The organism is Microbacterium arborescens (assembly GCF_030369635.1).
Taxonomy (GTDB): Bacteria; Actinomycetota; Actinomycetes; order Actinomycetales; family Microbacteriaceae; genus Microbacterium.
On record NZ_CP128474.1, the window covers coordinates 1,644,254 to 1,659,643 of the forward strand.

Here is a 15,390-nt window from a genome sequence, read left to right on the forward strand (position 1 = left end):
CTAGTGATCGGCTGCGACACGGCGGCCCGCCCCGTGGCTGCTCGCGCCCGGCGCGGGTACCCGGAAGGCGTTTTCCGATTCGTCGGAGAAAATCCTTGACCACGCGCGTCGTTGTGTCCATCATGACTACTACGTCGTAGTAATACGTAGTAGAAGCGCAACGCTCAGGAAGTGCGAGGAAGCATGTTCAGGATCGGCATCATCGGCACCGGCGGCATCGCCAGCGCGCACATCGGTGGGTACCTCGCCTTCCCCGGCGAATGCGAGATCGTCGCACTCGCCGACGTCTCGCCCGGGAAAGCCGCGCAGAAGGCCTCCGAGTTCGGCCTCGTCGACGCCGTCGGGTACGACGACCCCCTTCGGATGATCGCAGAGGCTGATCTGGACCTCGTCAGCATCGCGACACCCCCTTCGACCCACGCGGCACTGTCGATCGCGGCCCTGGACGGGGGAGTGAACGTGCTGGTGGAGAAGCCGATGGCGCCGTCTCTGGAGGAGTGCGACGCGATGCTCGCGGCTCAGGAACGCTCGGGCAAGATGCTCTCGGTGGTGGCGCAGAACCGGTTCCGCGACGACCTCGCGACGCTCAAAGCCGTCGTCCAGTCCGGCCTGCTCGGATCGATCTCGTCAGTGCGTGTGGACTCGGCTTGGTGGCGTGGGCTGCCCTACTACGACCTCTGGTGGCGCGGAACCTGGGAGAAGGAGGGCGGCGGCTGCACCCTCAACCATGCGATCCACCACATCGACCTGCTGCTGTGGCTGCTGGGTCGCCCGACGGAGATCACCGCGATGCTCGCGAACGCGCAGCACGACAACAGCGAGGTGGAGGACCTCTCGGTCGCCGTGTTGCGATACGAGCGCGGCCTCGCTCAGCTCACCAGCTCCGTGGTGCATCACGGCGAAGAGCAGGAGATCGTCATCCAGGGGGAGAAGGCCCGGGTATCCCAACCCTGGCGGGTGATCGCCGAGCGCACAGACAGCGGGGGGTTCCCCGCGAAAGGCGGCGCCCCCGACGTGGTGGCCGCCATCGAAAGCGTCGTGTCCGCGCGGAAACCCCTCGCTCACTCCGGACACGCCGGGCAGATCGGCGATCTGCTCGGCGCGATCCGGGACGGCCGCGCGCCGATTGCGGACGGGTGGGACGGCCGCAACGCGATCGAGGTCGTCACCGCCATCTACAAAGCGGGCATCGAACGCGCGTTCGTGGAGCTGCCGATCGGGGCCGATGACCCCTACTACCGTGCCGGTCGACTGGTCGAGCGGGCACCGCACTTCTTCGAGAAGCAGAAGTCCCTCGCGGAGGCGGCATCGTGACCGTGTCCTCGTTCCCCGGCGGCACCTCGCTGTCGCACCTCGACATCTACAATGACCCCGCTTCGGACGGCATCCGCGGCGGCAGCCCGCACATGCATCTCGTCTCGACCGAGGCGTACCTCGTCGTCGGTGGGCGGGGAGCGCTGCAGACCATCGACAGCGACGGATTCCGCGAGGCGGTCCTGGAGACCGGGTCGGTCGTCTGGTTCACGCCCGGAACGATCCACCGGGCGGTCAACCAGGGCGGGCTCGAGGTGCTGGTGCTGATGAGCAATGCGGGCCTGCCCGAGGCGGGCGACGCTGTGATGACGTTTCCGTCCGAGATCGTCGGCGACCCGGCCGCCTACGCAGACGCCGCGTCACTGGGCGAGGGCGACGAGCGCGCCGCCCGTGCCGCACGTCGGCGTGATCTCGCCGTGTCGGGGTTCGAGACACTCCGCGACGCCGTCATCGACGGCGATCGGACGCCTCTCGAGGAGTTCTACCGGCAGGCCGGGGCCATCGTCCGGCACCGCGCAGCCGCCTGGGGACGACTCGTGCGCGAACGCGCGCTCGCGCAGGCGGAGCAGTCGCTGACGCTCACCGACGCCGTCGCGCGTGGCGACGTGACTCACCTGCACGATGCGCGAATCCATGAAGCTCCCACGGCGTCCGGCGATCGCGCATTCGGCATGTGCGGACGGATCCGCGCCTACGACCTCACAGACCAGGAGAACCCCCGATGAGCCATTCATACACTTTCGACGCCCTCCCGCGTCCGGTCGTCGAGCCGGGCGAGTTCGCCTTCGCGGCTGTGGGCCTCGACCACGGGCACATCTTCGGGATGACCGACGGGCTCGTCGGTGCCGGTGCGACCGTGACCTGGGTGTTCGACGATGACCCCGCTCGTGCTGCCGCGTTCGCGAAGCAGTACCCGACGGCACGTGTCGCGTCGAGCGAGCAGGAGGTGCTGGACGATCCCGAGGTGCGCTTGATCGCGACGGCGGCCATCCCCTCGCAGCGTGCTTCGATCGGACTCCGCGCGATCGAAGCGGGCAAGCACGCGTTCGTCGACAAGGCCCCGCTCACGACGTTCGCGCAGCTGGATGCCGTGCGCGAGGCGACCGCGCGGACCGGGCTGCTCTACGCCGTCTACTACGGCGAGCGCGTCCATTCGGAGGCGGCGATCCTCGCCGACCAGCTCGTCGAGCGCGGAGCGATCGGCCGGGTGCTCCAAGTCGTCTGCTTCGGGCCGCACCGCGTCGGGAGCGGACGACCCGACTGGTTCTACGACCCAGCGCAGTACGGCGGCATCCTGTGCGACATCGGAAGCCACAACTTCGATCAGATCCTGCATTACACGCGCGCGGCGGGCGGTCGCGTGTCGATGTCGACGATCGCGAACTACGCGCATCCTGAGACGCCCGGCCTGCAGGACTTCGGCGACGCGCACGTGATCCTCGACAACGGGGCGACGGGCTACGTCCGGGTCGACTGGTTCACACCGGACGGGCTGGGCGTGTTCGGAGACGGCAGGACGCTGCTGCTCGGCACCGACGGGTACATCGAGCTGCGCAAGTACATCGATATCACCACCGACAACGGCGGTGGCCAGCTGTTCCTCGTCAACCAGAACACGCAGCAGCGCTTCGATGCGAACGGGATGACGGGCTTCCCGTACTTCGGGCGGCTCATCCGCGACTGCCTGGACGGCACCGAGACCGCCATGAGTCAGGCGCACGCGCTGATGGCCGCAGAACTGAGCCTGCACGCGCAGGCGGGTGCGACGCTCGTCGGCTCGTCCTCGCATGCGTCGGTGCTCACGCCCTAGACGCAACCCGCTCACGAGAACCACGACGATGTGGAGTTCCCTATGACGCACTCCGTTCACCCGCCCGTGCGGCTCGGCGATGCCCCGCCCGCCGGCACTGCGACGCGCGCGATCACGACTGCGCCGGCGAAACGGCGACGGTTCCGGCGAGATCGCACGCCCCGTGCCAAGCAGACCTGGCGCCGCGCCCTCGCCCGGGACTGGCGGCTGTACACGTTCCTGCTCGCGCCGGTCGTCTTCCTGCTCGTCTTCAGGTACATCCCGATGCTCGGGAACGTGATCGCGTTCCGGCGGTTCCGCCCCGGCGGCTCGATATTCGGCGACGAGTGGGTGGGCTTCTACTACTTCGAGGCGTTCATCTCGAACCAGCAGTTCTGGACGGTGTTCTGGAACACGGTGGTTCTCGGCGGTCTCACCTTGCTCATCACCTTCCCGTTGCCGATCATCCTCGCCCTCATGCTCAACGAGCTGCGATCGCGACGCTTCAAGCGGATCGTGCAGACGATCTCGTACCTGCCCCACTTCATGTCGGTCGTGATCGTGGCGGGCCTCGTGCTGCAGCTCACCGCGCTGAACGGCACGGTGAACCAGGTGGTCGAGGCGATCGGGGGCGACCCCGTCCCGTTCATGCAGCGGCCCGAGTGGTTCCGCTCCATCTACGTGTCGTCGGAGGTGTGGCAGACCGTCGGCTGGGGAACGATCCTGTACCTCGCGGCGCTCACCACGATCGACGACCAGCTGTACGAGGCTTCCCGCATCGACGGGGCGAACCGCTGGCAGCAGACCTGGCACATCACTCTGCCCGGAATCCGCCCGACCATGATGGTCCTCCTCATCCTCAACATCGGCTCCTTCATGGCCGTCGGATTCGAGAAGGTCCTGCTGCTGCAGAACCCGCTCATCTACTCGACGGCGGACGTCATCTCGACCTACCTCTATCGCGTCGGCATCCAGTCGGCCCAGTTCTCGTACGGAACGGCCATCGGCTTGTTCGAGGCGATCATCGGCCTCGTGCTCGTGCTCGGCGCCAACGCCCTCTCACGTCGATTGGTTGGTACCTCGCTGTGGTGACCGAAGCCCTGCCCCCCAAGCCCGACGCCGCACGCGTGCGGCGGGAGACCGGCGTCATCCGGGAATCGCCGGGATACCGCGCCTTCCGTGTCGTGAACGCCGTCGCTCTCGTCCTCGTCTGCGTCGTCACGCTCTACCCCTTCATCAACCTCGTCGCCAAGGCGTTCTCGTCCGAGGGGTACATCGCCGCCGGCGAGGTCAACCTCATCCCGCGGGGATTCAACATCGACACCTTCCGCGTGGTGATGAACGACGGCACGTTCTGGACGAACTACGGGAACACGTTCCTCTACACGATCGTCGGGACCATCATCGCGATGGCGATCACGACGACATATGCGTACGCGCTCAGCAAGCCGTATCTGAAGGGCCGGACCTTCTTCGTCGGCATCGCCGTCTTCACGATGTTCTTCGGCGGCGGGCTCATCCCGAACTACATCCTGATCGCGAACTATCTCGGGTGGCGGAACAGCATCTGGGCGGTCGTCGTCCCCGGGGCGCTCAGCGTGTTCAACCTGCTCGTCATGAAGTCGTTCTTCGAGAACTTCCCCGAGGAGCTCGAAGAGGCGGCAGCCATCGACGGGCTCACAACCTATGGCATCTTCTTCCGGGTCGTGCTGCCGCTGTCGAAGGCCGTGCTCGCGACGATGACGCTGTTCTACGCGGTCAGCATCTGGAACTCGTGGTTCAACGCCTTCCTGTTCCTCGACGACAAGTCGCTGTTCCCCGTGACGGTCTATCTCCGAAACCTCATCGCTGCCGCGACGGGGGTACAGGAAGCGCTCGGCGGCGAGTCCGCGCAGGTCGCCTCGAACATCCAGGCCGTCACGATGCTCCTCACGGTGCTCCCCATCATCTGCCTGTACCCCTTCATCCAGCGCTACTTCGTCTCGGGCGTGATGCTCGGGTCGGTCAAGGGCTGAATCCCCTACGTCGAACGACGGCGTTCACACAGAGGAGAAACACAATGAGAATCACTCGCCACACCTTTGCCGGTGCCGCGGGCTTGGCGGCTGCCGCGCTCGTGCTCTCGGCCTGCTCCGGACCCGGTGCCGAGGATGCTGCCGGCGACGGCGGCGCCACGATCGCGGATGCGCAGTCCGTCGGCGCCATGGAGGACTTCGAGGCCGGGGTCACCTTCGCCGCGACCGAGCCCGTGGAGTTCTCGCTGATGTACCGTGACCACCCCAACTACCCGGTGAAAGACGACTGGTCGATCTTCCGGCATCTTGAGGACGATCAGAATGTCACGTTCTCGCGCACGGACATCCCCATGGCCGACTTCGACCAGAAGAAGTCGCTGCTCATCGGTAGCGGCGAGGCGACCGACATCATCTCGTCGACCTACGCCGGGTCCGAGACGCAGTTCGTTTCCGGCGGGGCGCTCCTGCCGATATCCGACTACTTCGACTACATGCCGAACTTCCAGCAGAAGATCGCCGACTGGGGTCTCGAAGACGACCTCCAGAATCGCCGGCAGGAGGACGGGAAGATCTACCATCTGCCGGGGCTGCGAGAAGTTCCCGACGTTCAATACTCCGTTGCCATCCGCGAGGATCTCTGGGAGAAGGCCGGCATCTCCGAAGACCCGGCCACGTGGGACGAGTACCTCGAGCAACTCGAGAAGGTTGCCGCAGCCAACCCCGAACTCGACTACGCCATGTCGGACCGCTGGACCGACGCGACGCCGCTCGGCTCGCTGCTGAGCATCATGGCGCCGAACTATCCGACGGCAGCCGGCTGGGGCTATGCGAACACGTGGTACGACCAGGAAGCCGGCGAGTACGTGTTCACCGGCGCGTCCGACGGGTACAAGGAGGTCGTCTCCGACGCGGCCGCTCTGGTCGAGGCGGGCGTCCTCGACCCGGAGATCACCCAGAGCGACGACCAGGCCGTGCAGAAGTTCATCGCCGGCAAATCGGCCGCGATCTCCGGAAACACGCAGACAATCGCCGAGTACCGGCAGAAGTTCGCTGACTCGGGGCAGGGCGACGTTCCGATCCGGCTGCTCTCGCTCCCCGGCGGACCGGCGGGGGACAAGCTGCCGAGCGGTCGCTTCACATCGGGCATCCTCATCTCGAGCGCTGCCGCCGAGAAGCCCTACTTCAAGGCGCTGTTGCAGTTCGTCGACTGGCTGTACTACTCCGACGAGGGCCTCGAGTTCGCGCAGTGGGGCGTCGAGGGCGAGACGTTCACACGCGAGGCGGACGGCACGCGCAAGCTCATGGACGACATCGCCTGGAGCTCGATCAACGCCGGCGCACCGAAGCTGCTCAACGCCGATTACGGCTACAGCAACGGTGTCTTCCTGCTCGCGAACGGCTCGTCTCAAGAGCTGGTGCTCTCGATGATGACCGACGAGATCGCCGCGTGGACGGCGGCGCAGCTCGAGAAGAAGGAGCAGCTCCCGACGGCGCCCGCGCCGCTTCTCAACGAGATCGAGCTCGAGCAGACCTCGCTGCTGCAGACGCAGCTCACCGACGCCGTGCACGCCGCGACCGCATCGTTCATCACCGGCCAGCGCTCCATCGAGAACGACTGGGACGCGTACGTGGCCGAGCTCGAGGGACTGGGGTCGGGCCAGCTGATCGACACCTTCAACACAGCCCTCGAGCGAACGCTGAAACAGGACTGAGCGGAAGGGCGCGGGACGGAGGGAGCGAGGAAATGGATGTCGAGGCCACCACGGATCGTCGACGCGACCCGGCCGATGAGGTCGGGCGGGGGCCGTTGTCACGCGGCGCGGCGTTCGTCTACCGACAGATGGTGCTGGAGGCGCAGCTGCTGATCGCCGTGCTGCCGTCCATCGTCACGATCCTGTTGCTCGATCGCGACCCCTCGAACCTCCCGTTGTTCGTGCTCGCGTTGCTGCCCGTCGCCCCCGCGCTCGTCGCGGGGGTGGCGGCGGCCACGGTCGCGCACACCGATCTGTCGCCCAGTCGACATTTCTTGCGCTCATATCGCCGCGACCTCGTGCCCACTCTTCGGTGGGCGGCGCCGGCGGCGCTCGCGCTCGCACTGCTGACCTTCAACCTGATCCACCTCGGAGACGTCGACGGCGGGGCGGCCCTGCGCCCGCTCTACACGGTGCTGAGTGCGCTCGTCCTCATCTGGGGCGGCCACATGGTCGTCCTCACTGCCAGCTTCGAGTTCCGTCTGCGTGATGCGGCTCGTATCGCCGTGGTCCAGCTCGCGTCGCAGTGGCGGTTCTCGTTGGGCGTGCTGTCGCTCATCGTCGTCGCGGCGTTCCTCGTCATCGTCTCGAGCGAAGCCGTCCTGCTGCTCGTACTCTGGGCGTTCGCGGGCCTGCTCGCGCTCATGGCGCGACCGTTGCGAGACGACACGGCCCGGAGGTACACGCGGTCATCGTGACGCGCACGCGGAGTGCCCCCGACAGGATTCGAACCTGTGACCAACGGATTAGAAGGCCGCTGCTCTATCCACTGAGCTACGGAGGCGGATGTCTCTACGGTATCGCGCGGCGACGGGCATGTCCGGCCAGAAGGCGCCGGGCTCTGGCCCCGCGGGTTCCGGCGGCGTAGCCTGCCGGTGTCGGAAGGGGTTCGAGGATGAACGCGCAGACGCGATCTACAGCACTATGGGTGGCATACGGAACCGGGGGAGTCGCGGGGATGATTCGCCATCGCGGCGACGAGTACGTCGTGACGATGGCGGGAGCAGACGCCGAGCTCGGCTCGTATCCCACGATGGAGATCGCGAAGAGCGCCCTCCATGCGCACATGACGCCGGGAGCGGAGTGGCCTACGTTCCGGGAGCACTGAGGCCGGGCATCGGGGCGGCGGGCGCCGCGGCAGGCTCGGCCCGGCCCGTGCCGCCACCCACGCGACTGCGGGAACGCCGGTCGAACAGCGGCAGGCTGACGTGCACGATGGGGCCGATGAGGACCGCGAACAGAACCGTGCCGAGGCCGACCGTGCCACCGAGCAGCCACCCGGTGACGAGGACGGTCGCCTCGACGCCGAGTCGCCCCGCCCAGATGGGCCATCCCCACCGCTGGTGGATGCCGGTCATGAGTCCGTCACGGGGGCCCGGGCCGAGACGTGCGCCGATGTAGATCCCCGAGGCGACCCCGACCAGGACGGTGCCTGCGAGGAACATCACGACTCGAGCGAGCCAGTGGTCGGGCGTGCCTAGCAGGGGAAGGCTGAACTGCATCGCGGCGCCGACCACGAGGATGTTGGCGACGGTGCCGACGCCTGGCCGTTGACGCAGAGGGATCCACAGCAACAGCACCAGGAACCCCGTAATGCTCACCACCCATCCGATGCCGATGCCGGTGTTCTTGCTCACTCCTTCGGCGAAGACCGTCCACGGGTCGAGCCCGATCCCGGCGTCGACCATGACGGCGCAGCCCACGCCGAACAGGACGAGGCCGACGATGAGCTGTGAGAAGCGGAGGATCACCCGGCCATTTCACCGGTGAATTGGCCATTGCGAAAGAGGCCAATTCACGTACTGTGGCCGTATGCACTCCCGGATCTCGGCCAGGTCGTTGGAAGTCGCGCTCGGAGGCTGGCGCACCCGCGAGCCGGCATACGAGGCTCTTGCAGACGGCATCCGACTGCTGTGCCTCGACAATCGCATCGCTGCGCGCACGCTGCTCCCGGCCGAGCGCGCTCTCGCACAGACGCTGGGGCTGAGCCGGACGACAGTGGCGAGCGCTTACGCCAGCCTGCGCGCGACCGGGCATATCGAGAGCCTGCGGGGTTCGGGCAGTGTGACCACCGCGCAGCCGTCACGCGGCGGAGGGACGGTACTCGCAGAGCCAGGGTCGATCGATCTGCAGCAGGCGAGCCCGAGTGCTTGGCCAGGACTCGCAGGGGTCATCGCGGAGACGGCATCGGATGCCGCAAGGCTCGTCTCGCGAACGGGTTACGACACCTTGGGGTCGAACCGTCTGCGCGACGCGATCGCGGACCGCTACACCCAGCGCGGCATCGCGACGTCGCGGGATCAGATCCTCGTCACCGCAGGCGCGCAGAGCGCCATCCATCTCTTGTCGGAGGTGCTCGTGGCCCGGGGTGAGCGCGTGCTCGTCGAGACCCCCACCTACCCCCATGCCGCTGAGGCTCTGCGAGCCGCGGGGGCCCGCCTCGTCGCGGTGCCGGTCACCACGACCCACGGGTGGGATCTCGATCGCCTCGACGAGGCAGCACGACGAACCCGACCGGCGCTCGCGTATCTGATGCCCACCCTGCAGAACCCGACGGGCCGCTCGATGACGAGGCGCGAGCAGGAGGCGCTGCGCGAGGTCGCCCAGCGCGGCTGCACGCTCGTCGTGGACGAGACCACGGCGGAACTGGCGTTCGGTGCGCCAGCGCCCCTGGCATTGCAGGAGGAGGATGTCGTCCGGATCGGCTCGCTCGGAAAGACCGTGTGGGGCGGCTTGCGCGTCGGATGGGTCCGCGCCCAGCCGGAGGTCATCCGCCGGCTCCACGCGGCGCGTCCGGCGCGTGACCTCGGTACGGCGGAGTTCGAGCAGGAAGTGGCGGCACGTCTCCTTCCGCGGATGGCCGAGATACTGCCGCAGCGCGCCGAGCTGCTCTCGAGCGGCTACCGCGCCGTGCGGGCGGCTCTGCGCGACAAGCTGCCTGATTGGGATGTTCCCGATGTCGACGGTGGCGTCGCTCTGTGGGTCGGTCTCCCGGCGCCCCTCAGCGGACCGCTTGTCCTCGGTGCGCGTGCTGAGTCCGTCTACCTCAGCTCCGGTCAGCGCTTCGCCGTCGACGGGGGACACGAGAACCGACTGCGCATGCCGTTCACGGCATCGCCGGCCGAGCTCGAGCGAGCCGTCGATGTCTTGGCCTCAGTGTGGGCGCGTGTGACGAGCGGCGCCCGGACGGCGGGACCGCCGCCCCTCGACGCCCTCGTGTGAAGCGCGCTCGGCGCGGGTCGCGAGGGGTCATCGTGAGAGTCGGAGGGTGTCGGCCGCCTCTGCGATGCGCCAGAACTCGCCGATCGATCGGAAGGAACGGGACGGCGCGTGGAATCGGAGGGCGAGGAATCGCTCGCCGCGCGGCGTCTGGACGCGGCGGACGAGCCCCCGCACGTGGCCGTCGCCCGCGACGACCCGCCAGCGGTCGGTGCCGAGCGCCACGAGCCTGTCACTCGGGCGCCCCGTCACTGTCAGGGTCTGATCGATCTGAGCCGGCATCGTCGACATGTGTGCCTCCTCCTCGGAGGCTACGCAGTGCCTCCGACATCGGCGGGAACACCGGCGCGGGCGTGATGGTTGGCTAGGGTGAGACCTCGCGTGAGCGGGAGAACGGAGCTTTCCATGACCACCACCTTCATCCTCGCCGGGGGCTGCTTCTGGTGCCTCGACGCCGCGTACCGCGCGCTCGACGGTGTTTCCGAGGTCGTGTCGGGTTACATCGGCGGCAACGTCCCGCACCCCAGCTACGAGGCGGTCTGCACGGGCACGACCGGCCACGCCGAGGCTGTATCGGTGACGTTCGACCCGGATGTGATCCCCGCAGACGTGATCCTCGACGCCTTCTTCACGATGCACGACCCCCGACAGCTCAACCGGCAGGGAGCCGACGTCGGCACCCAGTATCGTTCGGCGATGTTCCCGCTGGATGACGCGCAGCGCGAACTGTTCGCCGCCGCCCGCGACCGCGCCGACGAGATGTGGGGCGGCGGCGTGGTGACGACGATGGAGCCCGCCGATGATTTCTACCCCGCGGAGGACTACCACCAGGACTTCTTCGCGAAGAACCCCGGACAGGGATACTGCCTCGCGGTGGCGGTGCCGAAGGTCAACAAGGTGCGCGCCCGTTTCGCGGAGTACGCCCGGAGCTGACTCCTCCCCAGCGGGTAACGAGGGCGGTTCTGCACCGATGTGCGGAACCGCCCTCGTCGTCGACCGTGCGGAGCACAAGCTAGGAGCGCTCCGGCACTCGGCGGGCACGCGGGTGCCGGAGCGTTCCCCTTCCGTGCCCCGCTGAGGAGCAGACATGTCAGACCGCATCACCGTCATCGGAAACATCGCCACCGAGCCCGAGCAGCGCCGCACGGGCAGCGGCATCCCGGTCACGAGCTTCCGGCTTGCGAGCAGCCAGCGCTATCGCGACGCGCAGTCCGGCGAATGGGTCGACGGGACGACGAACTGGTACCGGATCAGTGTGTTCCGTGCGCTCGGCGAGAACGCCTTCGCGTCCCTTCGGAAAGGGCAGCGGGTCATCGTCGACGGACGACTGCGGCTGAAAGAGTGGGAGGCCGGCGACAAGCGCGGCATCGAGATCGAGATCGACGCCGATGCGATCGGACATGACCTCAAATGGGGTACGGCCACATTCCAGCGCACCCCGCGCCCGGATGCAGACGCCCCCGACCGCTCCGGCGCCGTGGACACGGGCCCGGCCGTCCCGCCGGGTCCCTCCAGCGTCGACGGTGACTGGGCCGTCGCGCTCGTTCCGGAGACGGACGGCGGCGGCCAGACGCCCTTCTGACAGGGTCGGGTGACGGAGCTCCGTCTAGAATCCAGGCATGCGTCTGCTTCGTTCGCCCCTCGCCCGCTCGTTGGTGGGGGCGGCCGGCGCTCTCGTCGTCGTCGTGTCGCTATCGGGGTGCTCGATGTTCGTCCCCGAGCCGGCGCCTCCCGCCACATCGGCTGCTCCCACCCCTCAGTCGACCACGTCGGAGGAGCCCGCGCCCCTCTCGCCCGAGAGCACGGCGAGCGACAACCTCCCGCTCTTCACCGAGGTCATGAATCAGGTGGCGGCCTCGCCCGACAGCGTCGCGGGTCGCGCTTATGTCGACGCGCTCGTGGCGGCGGGCTTCGACAAATCCACGATGCAGGTGACGGCCGACCGGACCTCTGTCGACGACCCGGTCGACAGTCTGCAGTTCTCCGTCCTGTGGGCGGGAGAGTGTCTCGTCGGACAAGTCGGCCCCTCGACCCCCGCGCCCACGGCCATGGTGGTCCCGGAGCTTCCGAGCGGTGGCTGCCTGATCGGGAACACGCGCCCCATCGACTGGTGAACCGCGGGGCCCGCGCGGCGGAACCCGACGGCCCCGCCGACTAGACTCGAGACGTTATGGCCGAATACATCTACTCCATGGTCCGCGCCCGCAAGGCGGTCGGCGAGAAGCTCATCCTCGACGACGTCACGATGGCATTCCTCCCCGGCGCAAAGATCGGTATGGTCGGCCCGAACGGCGCCGGTAAGTCCACGATCCTGAAGATCATGGCGGGTCTCGACCAGCCGTCGAACGGCGAGGCGAAGCTCACGCCCGGCTTCACCGTGGGCATCCTCATGCAGGAGCCCGAGCTCGACGACACGAAGACCGTGCTCGAGAACATCGAGTCGGGCGTCGCCATCAAGGCCAAGCTCGACCGGTTCAATGAGATCTCCGCGCTCATGGCCGACCCCGACGCCGACTTCGACGCGCTGCTCGCCGAGATGGGCACCCTGCAGGAGGAGATCGACGCCGCCGACGGCTGGGACCTCGATTCGCAACTGAACCAGGCAATGGAAGCGCTGCGCACTCCGCCGGCCGACGCATCGGTGGCTCCGCTCTCGGGTGGAGAACGCCGCCGCGTCGCACTCGCGCGACTGCTCCTCCAGAAGCCCGACCTGCTTCTGCTCGACGAGCCGACCAACCACCTCGACGCCGAGAGCGTGCTCTGGCTCGAGCAGCACCTGCAGGCCTACAAGGGCGCCGTCATCGCCATCACGCACGACCGGTACTTCCTCGACAACGTCGCGGAGTGGATCGCCGAGGTCGACCGTGGCCGGCTCCTCAGCTACGAGGGCAATTACTCGACCTACCTCCAGAAGAAGGCCGAGCGCCTCGACGTCCAGGGTAAGAAGGACGCCAAGCTCGCGAAACGTCTGAAGGAAGAGCTCGAGTGGGTCCGCAGCTCGGCGAAGGGCCGTCAGACCAAGTCGAAGGCGCGACTGGCTCGCTACGAGGAGATGGCCGCCGAGGCCGAGCGCACGCGCAAACTCGACTTCGAGGAGATCCAGATCCCCGCCGGCCCGCGCCTGGGCAGCGTCGTGATCGACGCGAAGAAGCTGCACAAGGCGTTCGGTGACCGCGTGCTCATCGACGGACTCAGCTTCAACCTTCCGCCGAACGGGATCGTCGGTGTCATCGGACCCAACGGTGTCGGAAAGACCACGCTCTTCAAGACGATCGTGGGCCTGGAGCCGCTGGACGGTGGTGAGCTGAAGATCGGCGAGACCGTCAAGATCAGCTACGTCGACCAGTCGCGCGGCAACATCGACCCCGAGAAGACGCTGTGGGAGGTCGTCTCGGACGGGTTGGACATCATCACGGTGGGCAAGACCGAGATCCCCTCGCGCGCGTACGTGTCGAAGTTCGGTTTCAAGGGACCCGACCAGCAGAAGAAGGCGGGGGTGCTCTCCGGTGGTGAGCGCAACCGTCTGAACCTCGCGCTGACCCTGAAGGAGGGCGGAAACCTGCTGCTCCTCGACGAGCCGACCAACGACCTCGATGTCGAAACGCTCAGCTCGCTCGAGAACGCCCTTCTCGAGTTCCCCGGCTGTGCCGTCGTCATCACCCACGACCGGTGGTTCCTCGACCGCATCGCGACGCACATCCTCGCGTACGAGGGCACCGAGGAGAACCCGGCGCAGTGGTACTGGTTCGAGGGCAACTTCGAGGCGTACGAGGCGAACAAGATCGAGCGGCTCGGTGCGGATGCGGCGAACCCCGCGAAGTCGACCTACCGCAAGCTCACGCGTGACTGATCACGAGTCGCACTCGGTGGCCTCGGTGGTGACGACCGCCGGGGCCACGCGCGTCCGTATCCCGATCCATCTGCGCTGGGGAGACCTCGACGCGCTCGGACACGTCAACAACACCTCGATGCTCAAGCTCCTCGAAGAGGCGCGCCTGCGTGCGTTCTGGAAGCCGGAAGTCGGTCTCTCGGGGCCATCGACCGCGATCCTCGATGCCCTGAGCCTGTCAGCTGAGACCATGACGCTGATCGCGCGGCAGGAGATCGAGTACCTCGCGCCCGTTCCCTACGGTCAGCGCCCACTCGACGTCCAACTCTGGATCGGTCGCATCGGGGGGTCGAGCATCGACGTCTGCTACGAGGTCTACAGTCCCCGTGACGATGAGGTGCAGACGTGCTACGCCCGGTCCACCGCGGTGGTGGTGATGGTGTCGACCGAGACGGGCCGGCCCGTACGCCTGACCGATCAGATGCGAACGGCGTGGGCCCCTATCGTCGGAGAGCCCATCACCTACGCTCACCGTCGCTGATCGTCCCCGAGATCTCCGTGCCGGGGACCCGCACCATGATCTCCTGCGCGACGCTCGCGATGAGTGTTCCCGCGCGGTCGTAGATGCGTCCCGTCGACAGGCCTCGCCCGCCACGCGCGCTGGGCGACTCCTGGACGTAGAGGAGCCAGTCGTCCACGCGCGCCGAGCGGTGCCACCACATCGCGTGGTCGAGGCTCGCGACCTTCAGGCCCGGCGTCGCCCACGCGAGCCCGTGTGCGCGCAGCACCGGCTCCTGGATGGTGAGGTCGCTGAGGAACGCGAGCGCCGCGCGGTGCACGGTGGGATCGTCGGGCAGGGCTGAGCGGGTGCGGGCCCAGACCGCCTGCCGGGGCGTCTTCGTGGGGTCCGGGTCCAGGTAGATCGGAGCGGTGACGTGGCGCAGCTCGATGGGGCTCGCAGAGAAGATCCGCCGGCTCAGCGGGTGCATGCCGCTCAACTGCTCTTCGAGTGCGGGGAGGTCTTCGGGCTGCGGCATTCCGTCGGGCATCGGTTCCGCGTGCTCGACGCCGGGGTCCTCGTCCTCGAACGACGCGATCATCGAGAAGATCGGCATCCCGTTCTGGAACGCCTGCGTTCGCCGTGTCGAGAACGAGCGCCCGTCGTGGATGCGGTCCACGGAGAAGGTGATGTTGCGCGCCGAGTCGCCCGGGCGCAGGAAGTACCCGTGCATCGAATGGGGCACACGTTCGTCCGGCACGGTGCGCATCGCAGCCATCGTCGCCTGGGCGAGCACCTGCCCTCCGAAGACGCGTCCCTGCGGCATGACCTGCGATCTGCCGGTGAAGATGTCCTCTGTCGTCCGCGCCTCGCTCGACGAGAGGTCGAGCACGCTGAGCATGGCGGCGACGGGATCCGTCTCTTCGGCGGAGTGGTCGGGTGCGGGAGCTGAGCTGTGTGCGGACATCGCTCGG

Annotated in this window: 17 protein-coding genes and 1 tRNA gene; 14 read left to right on the forward strand and 4 right to left on the reverse strand. The window is 67.6% G+C overall.

Annotated elements, in window-relative coordinates; all coding sequences use genetic code 11:
* Positions 1 to 183: 183 nt before the first annotated feature.
* From QUC20_RS07840 to QUC20_RS07870, 7 genes are read left to right on the forward strand one after another with little or no spacing between them, the layout of a single operon-like run.
* Entirely contained in the window at positions 184 to 1,314 is a 1,131-nt protein-coding gene (locus QUC20_RS07840) for a Gfo/Idh/MocA family protein (RefSeq protein WP_289331435.1), read from the forward strand.
* The gene (locus QUC20_RS07845) at positions 1,311 to 2,039 is read left to right on the forward strand and encodes a cupin domain-containing protein (protein ID WP_289331436.1); all 729 of its coding nucleotides are present in this window, start codon (positions 1,311 to 1,313) and stop codon (positions 2,037 to 2,039) included. The genes QUC20_RS07840 and QUC20_RS07845 overlap by 4 nt, the downstream gene beginning before the upstream one ends.
* Complete coding sequence (locus tag QUC20_RS07850) at positions 2,036 to 3,124, forward strand: Gfo/Idh/MocA family protein (RefSeq protein ID WP_120262666.1); 1,089 nt, start codon at positions 2,036 to 2,038, stop codon at positions 3,122 to 3,124. The genes QUC20_RS07845 and QUC20_RS07850 overlap by 4 nt, the downstream gene beginning before the upstream one ends.
* A 42-nt stretch (positions 3,125 to 3,166) precedes the next feature.
* Entirely contained in the window at positions 3,167 to 4,195 is a 1,029-nt protein-coding gene (locus QUC20_RS07855) for an ABC transporter permease (protein ID WP_289331437.1), read from the forward strand.
* Entirely contained in the window at positions 4,192 to 5,118 is a 927-nt protein-coding gene (locus tag QUC20_RS07860) for a carbohydrate ABC transporter permease (RefSeq protein WP_259455174.1), read from the forward strand. The genes QUC20_RS07855 and QUC20_RS07860 overlap by 4 nt, the downstream gene beginning before the upstream one ends.
* A gap of 44 nt (positions 5,119 to 5,162) precedes the next feature.
* The gene (locus tag QUC20_RS07865; protein WP_289331438.1) at positions 5,163 to 6,830 is read left to right on the forward strand and encodes an ABC transporter substrate-binding protein; all 1,668 of its coding nucleotides are present in this window, start codon (positions 5,163 to 5,165) and stop codon (positions 6,828 to 6,830) included.
* A gap of 32 nt (positions 6,831 to 6,862) precedes the next feature.
* Complete coding sequence (locus QUC20_RS07870; RefSeq protein ID WP_289331439.1) at positions 6,863 to 7,567, forward strand: hypothetical protein; 705 nt, start codon at positions 6,863 to 6,865, stop codon at positions 7,565 to 7,567.
* A gap of 13 nt (positions 7,568 to 7,580) precedes the next feature.
* On the opposite strand, the gene QUC20_RS07875 is transcribed toward QUC20_RS07870, so the two are convergent.
* Positions 7,581 to 7,653 (reverse strand) — tRNA-Arg (locus tag QUC20_RS07875).
* Between the two features lie 174 nt (positions 7,654 to 7,827).
* Between QUC20_RS07875 and QUC20_RS07880 the strand changes: the two genes are divergently transcribed.
* Entirely contained in the window at positions 7,828 to 7,977 is a 150-nt protein-coding gene (locus tag QUC20_RS07880; RefSeq protein WP_289331440.1) for a hypothetical protein, read from the forward strand.
* On the opposite strand, the gene yczE is transcribed toward QUC20_RS07880, so the two are convergent.
* Positions 7,958 to 8,620, reverse strand: coding sequence for a membrane protein YczE (gene yczE, locus QUC20_RS07885; RefSeq protein ID WP_120262660.1), 663 nt, complete (start codon positions 8,618 to 8,620; stop codon positions 7,958 to 7,960). The two genes, QUC20_RS07880 and yczE, sit on opposite strands and share 20 nt — an antisense overlap.
* A gap of 61 nt (positions 8,621 to 8,681) precedes the next feature.
* Between yczE and yczR the strand changes: the two genes are divergently transcribed.
* Positions 8,682 to 10,091, forward strand: coding sequence for a MocR-like transcription factor YczR (gene yczR, locus QUC20_RS07890; protein WP_120262659.1), 1,410 nt, complete (start codon positions 8,682 to 8,684; stop codon positions 10,089 to 10,091).
* 27 nt (positions 10,092 to 10,118) lie between these two features.
* Here yczR and QUC20_RS07895 read toward each other — a convergent pair whose 3' ends face one another.
* A complete protein-coding gene (locus QUC20_RS07895) occupies positions 10,119 to 10,379 on the reverse strand; it encodes a hypothetical protein (protein WP_120262658.1) in 261 nt (86 codons plus the stop codon).
* 114 nt (positions 10,380 to 10,493) lie between these two features.
* Here QUC20_RS07895 and msrA point away from each other — a divergent pair, with 114 nt between their 5' ends.
* The 5 genes from msrA (at position 10,494) to QUC20_RS07920 (ending at position 14,458) form a co-directional block, all read left to right on the forward strand.
* Entirely contained in the window at positions 10,494 to 11,021 is a 528-nt protein-coding gene (gene msrA, locus QUC20_RS07900; protein ID WP_120262657.1) for a peptide-methionine (S)-S-oxide reductase MsrA, read from the forward strand.
* A gap of 154 nt (positions 11,022 to 11,175) precedes the next feature.
* Positions 11,176 to 11,670 carry a single-stranded DNA-binding protein gene (locus tag QUC20_RS07905; protein ID WP_289331441.1) on the forward strand — a complete coding sequence of 165 codons (495 nt, stop codon included), beginning with the start codon at positions 11,176 to 11,178 and terminating at the stop codon, positions 11,668 to 11,670.
* Positions 11,671 to 11,707: 37 nt separating this feature from the next.
* Positions 11,708 to 12,202 (forward strand): DUF6993 domain-containing protein, encoded by a 495-nt coding sequence (locus tag QUC20_RS07910; RefSeq protein WP_289331442.1) that lies wholly within the window; start codon positions 11,708 to 11,710, stop codon positions 12,200 to 12,202.
* Between the two features lie 56 nt (positions 12,203 to 12,258).
* Entirely contained in the window at positions 12,259 to 13,938 is a 1,680-nt protein-coding gene (ettA, locus tag QUC20_RS07915; RefSeq protein WP_120262655.1) for an energy-dependent translational throttle protein EttA, read from the forward strand.
* Complete coding sequence (locus QUC20_RS07920) at positions 13,931 to 14,458, forward strand: acyl-CoA thioesterase (protein WP_289331443.1); 528 nt, start codon at positions 13,931 to 13,933, stop codon at positions 14,456 to 14,458. Before ettA ends, QUC20_RS07920 begins: the two co-directional genes overlap by 8 nt.
* On the opposite strand, the gene QUC20_RS07925 is transcribed toward QUC20_RS07920, so the two are convergent.
* The gene (locus QUC20_RS07925; protein WP_183045263.1) at positions 14,436 to 15,383 is read right to left on the reverse strand and encodes an acyl-CoA thioesterase; all 948 of its coding nucleotides are present in this window, start codon (positions 15,381 to 15,383) and stop codon (positions 14,436 to 14,438) included. The genes QUC20_RS07920 and QUC20_RS07925 overlap by 23 nt on opposite strands.
* Positions 15,384 to 15,390 lie beyond the last annotated feature (7 nt).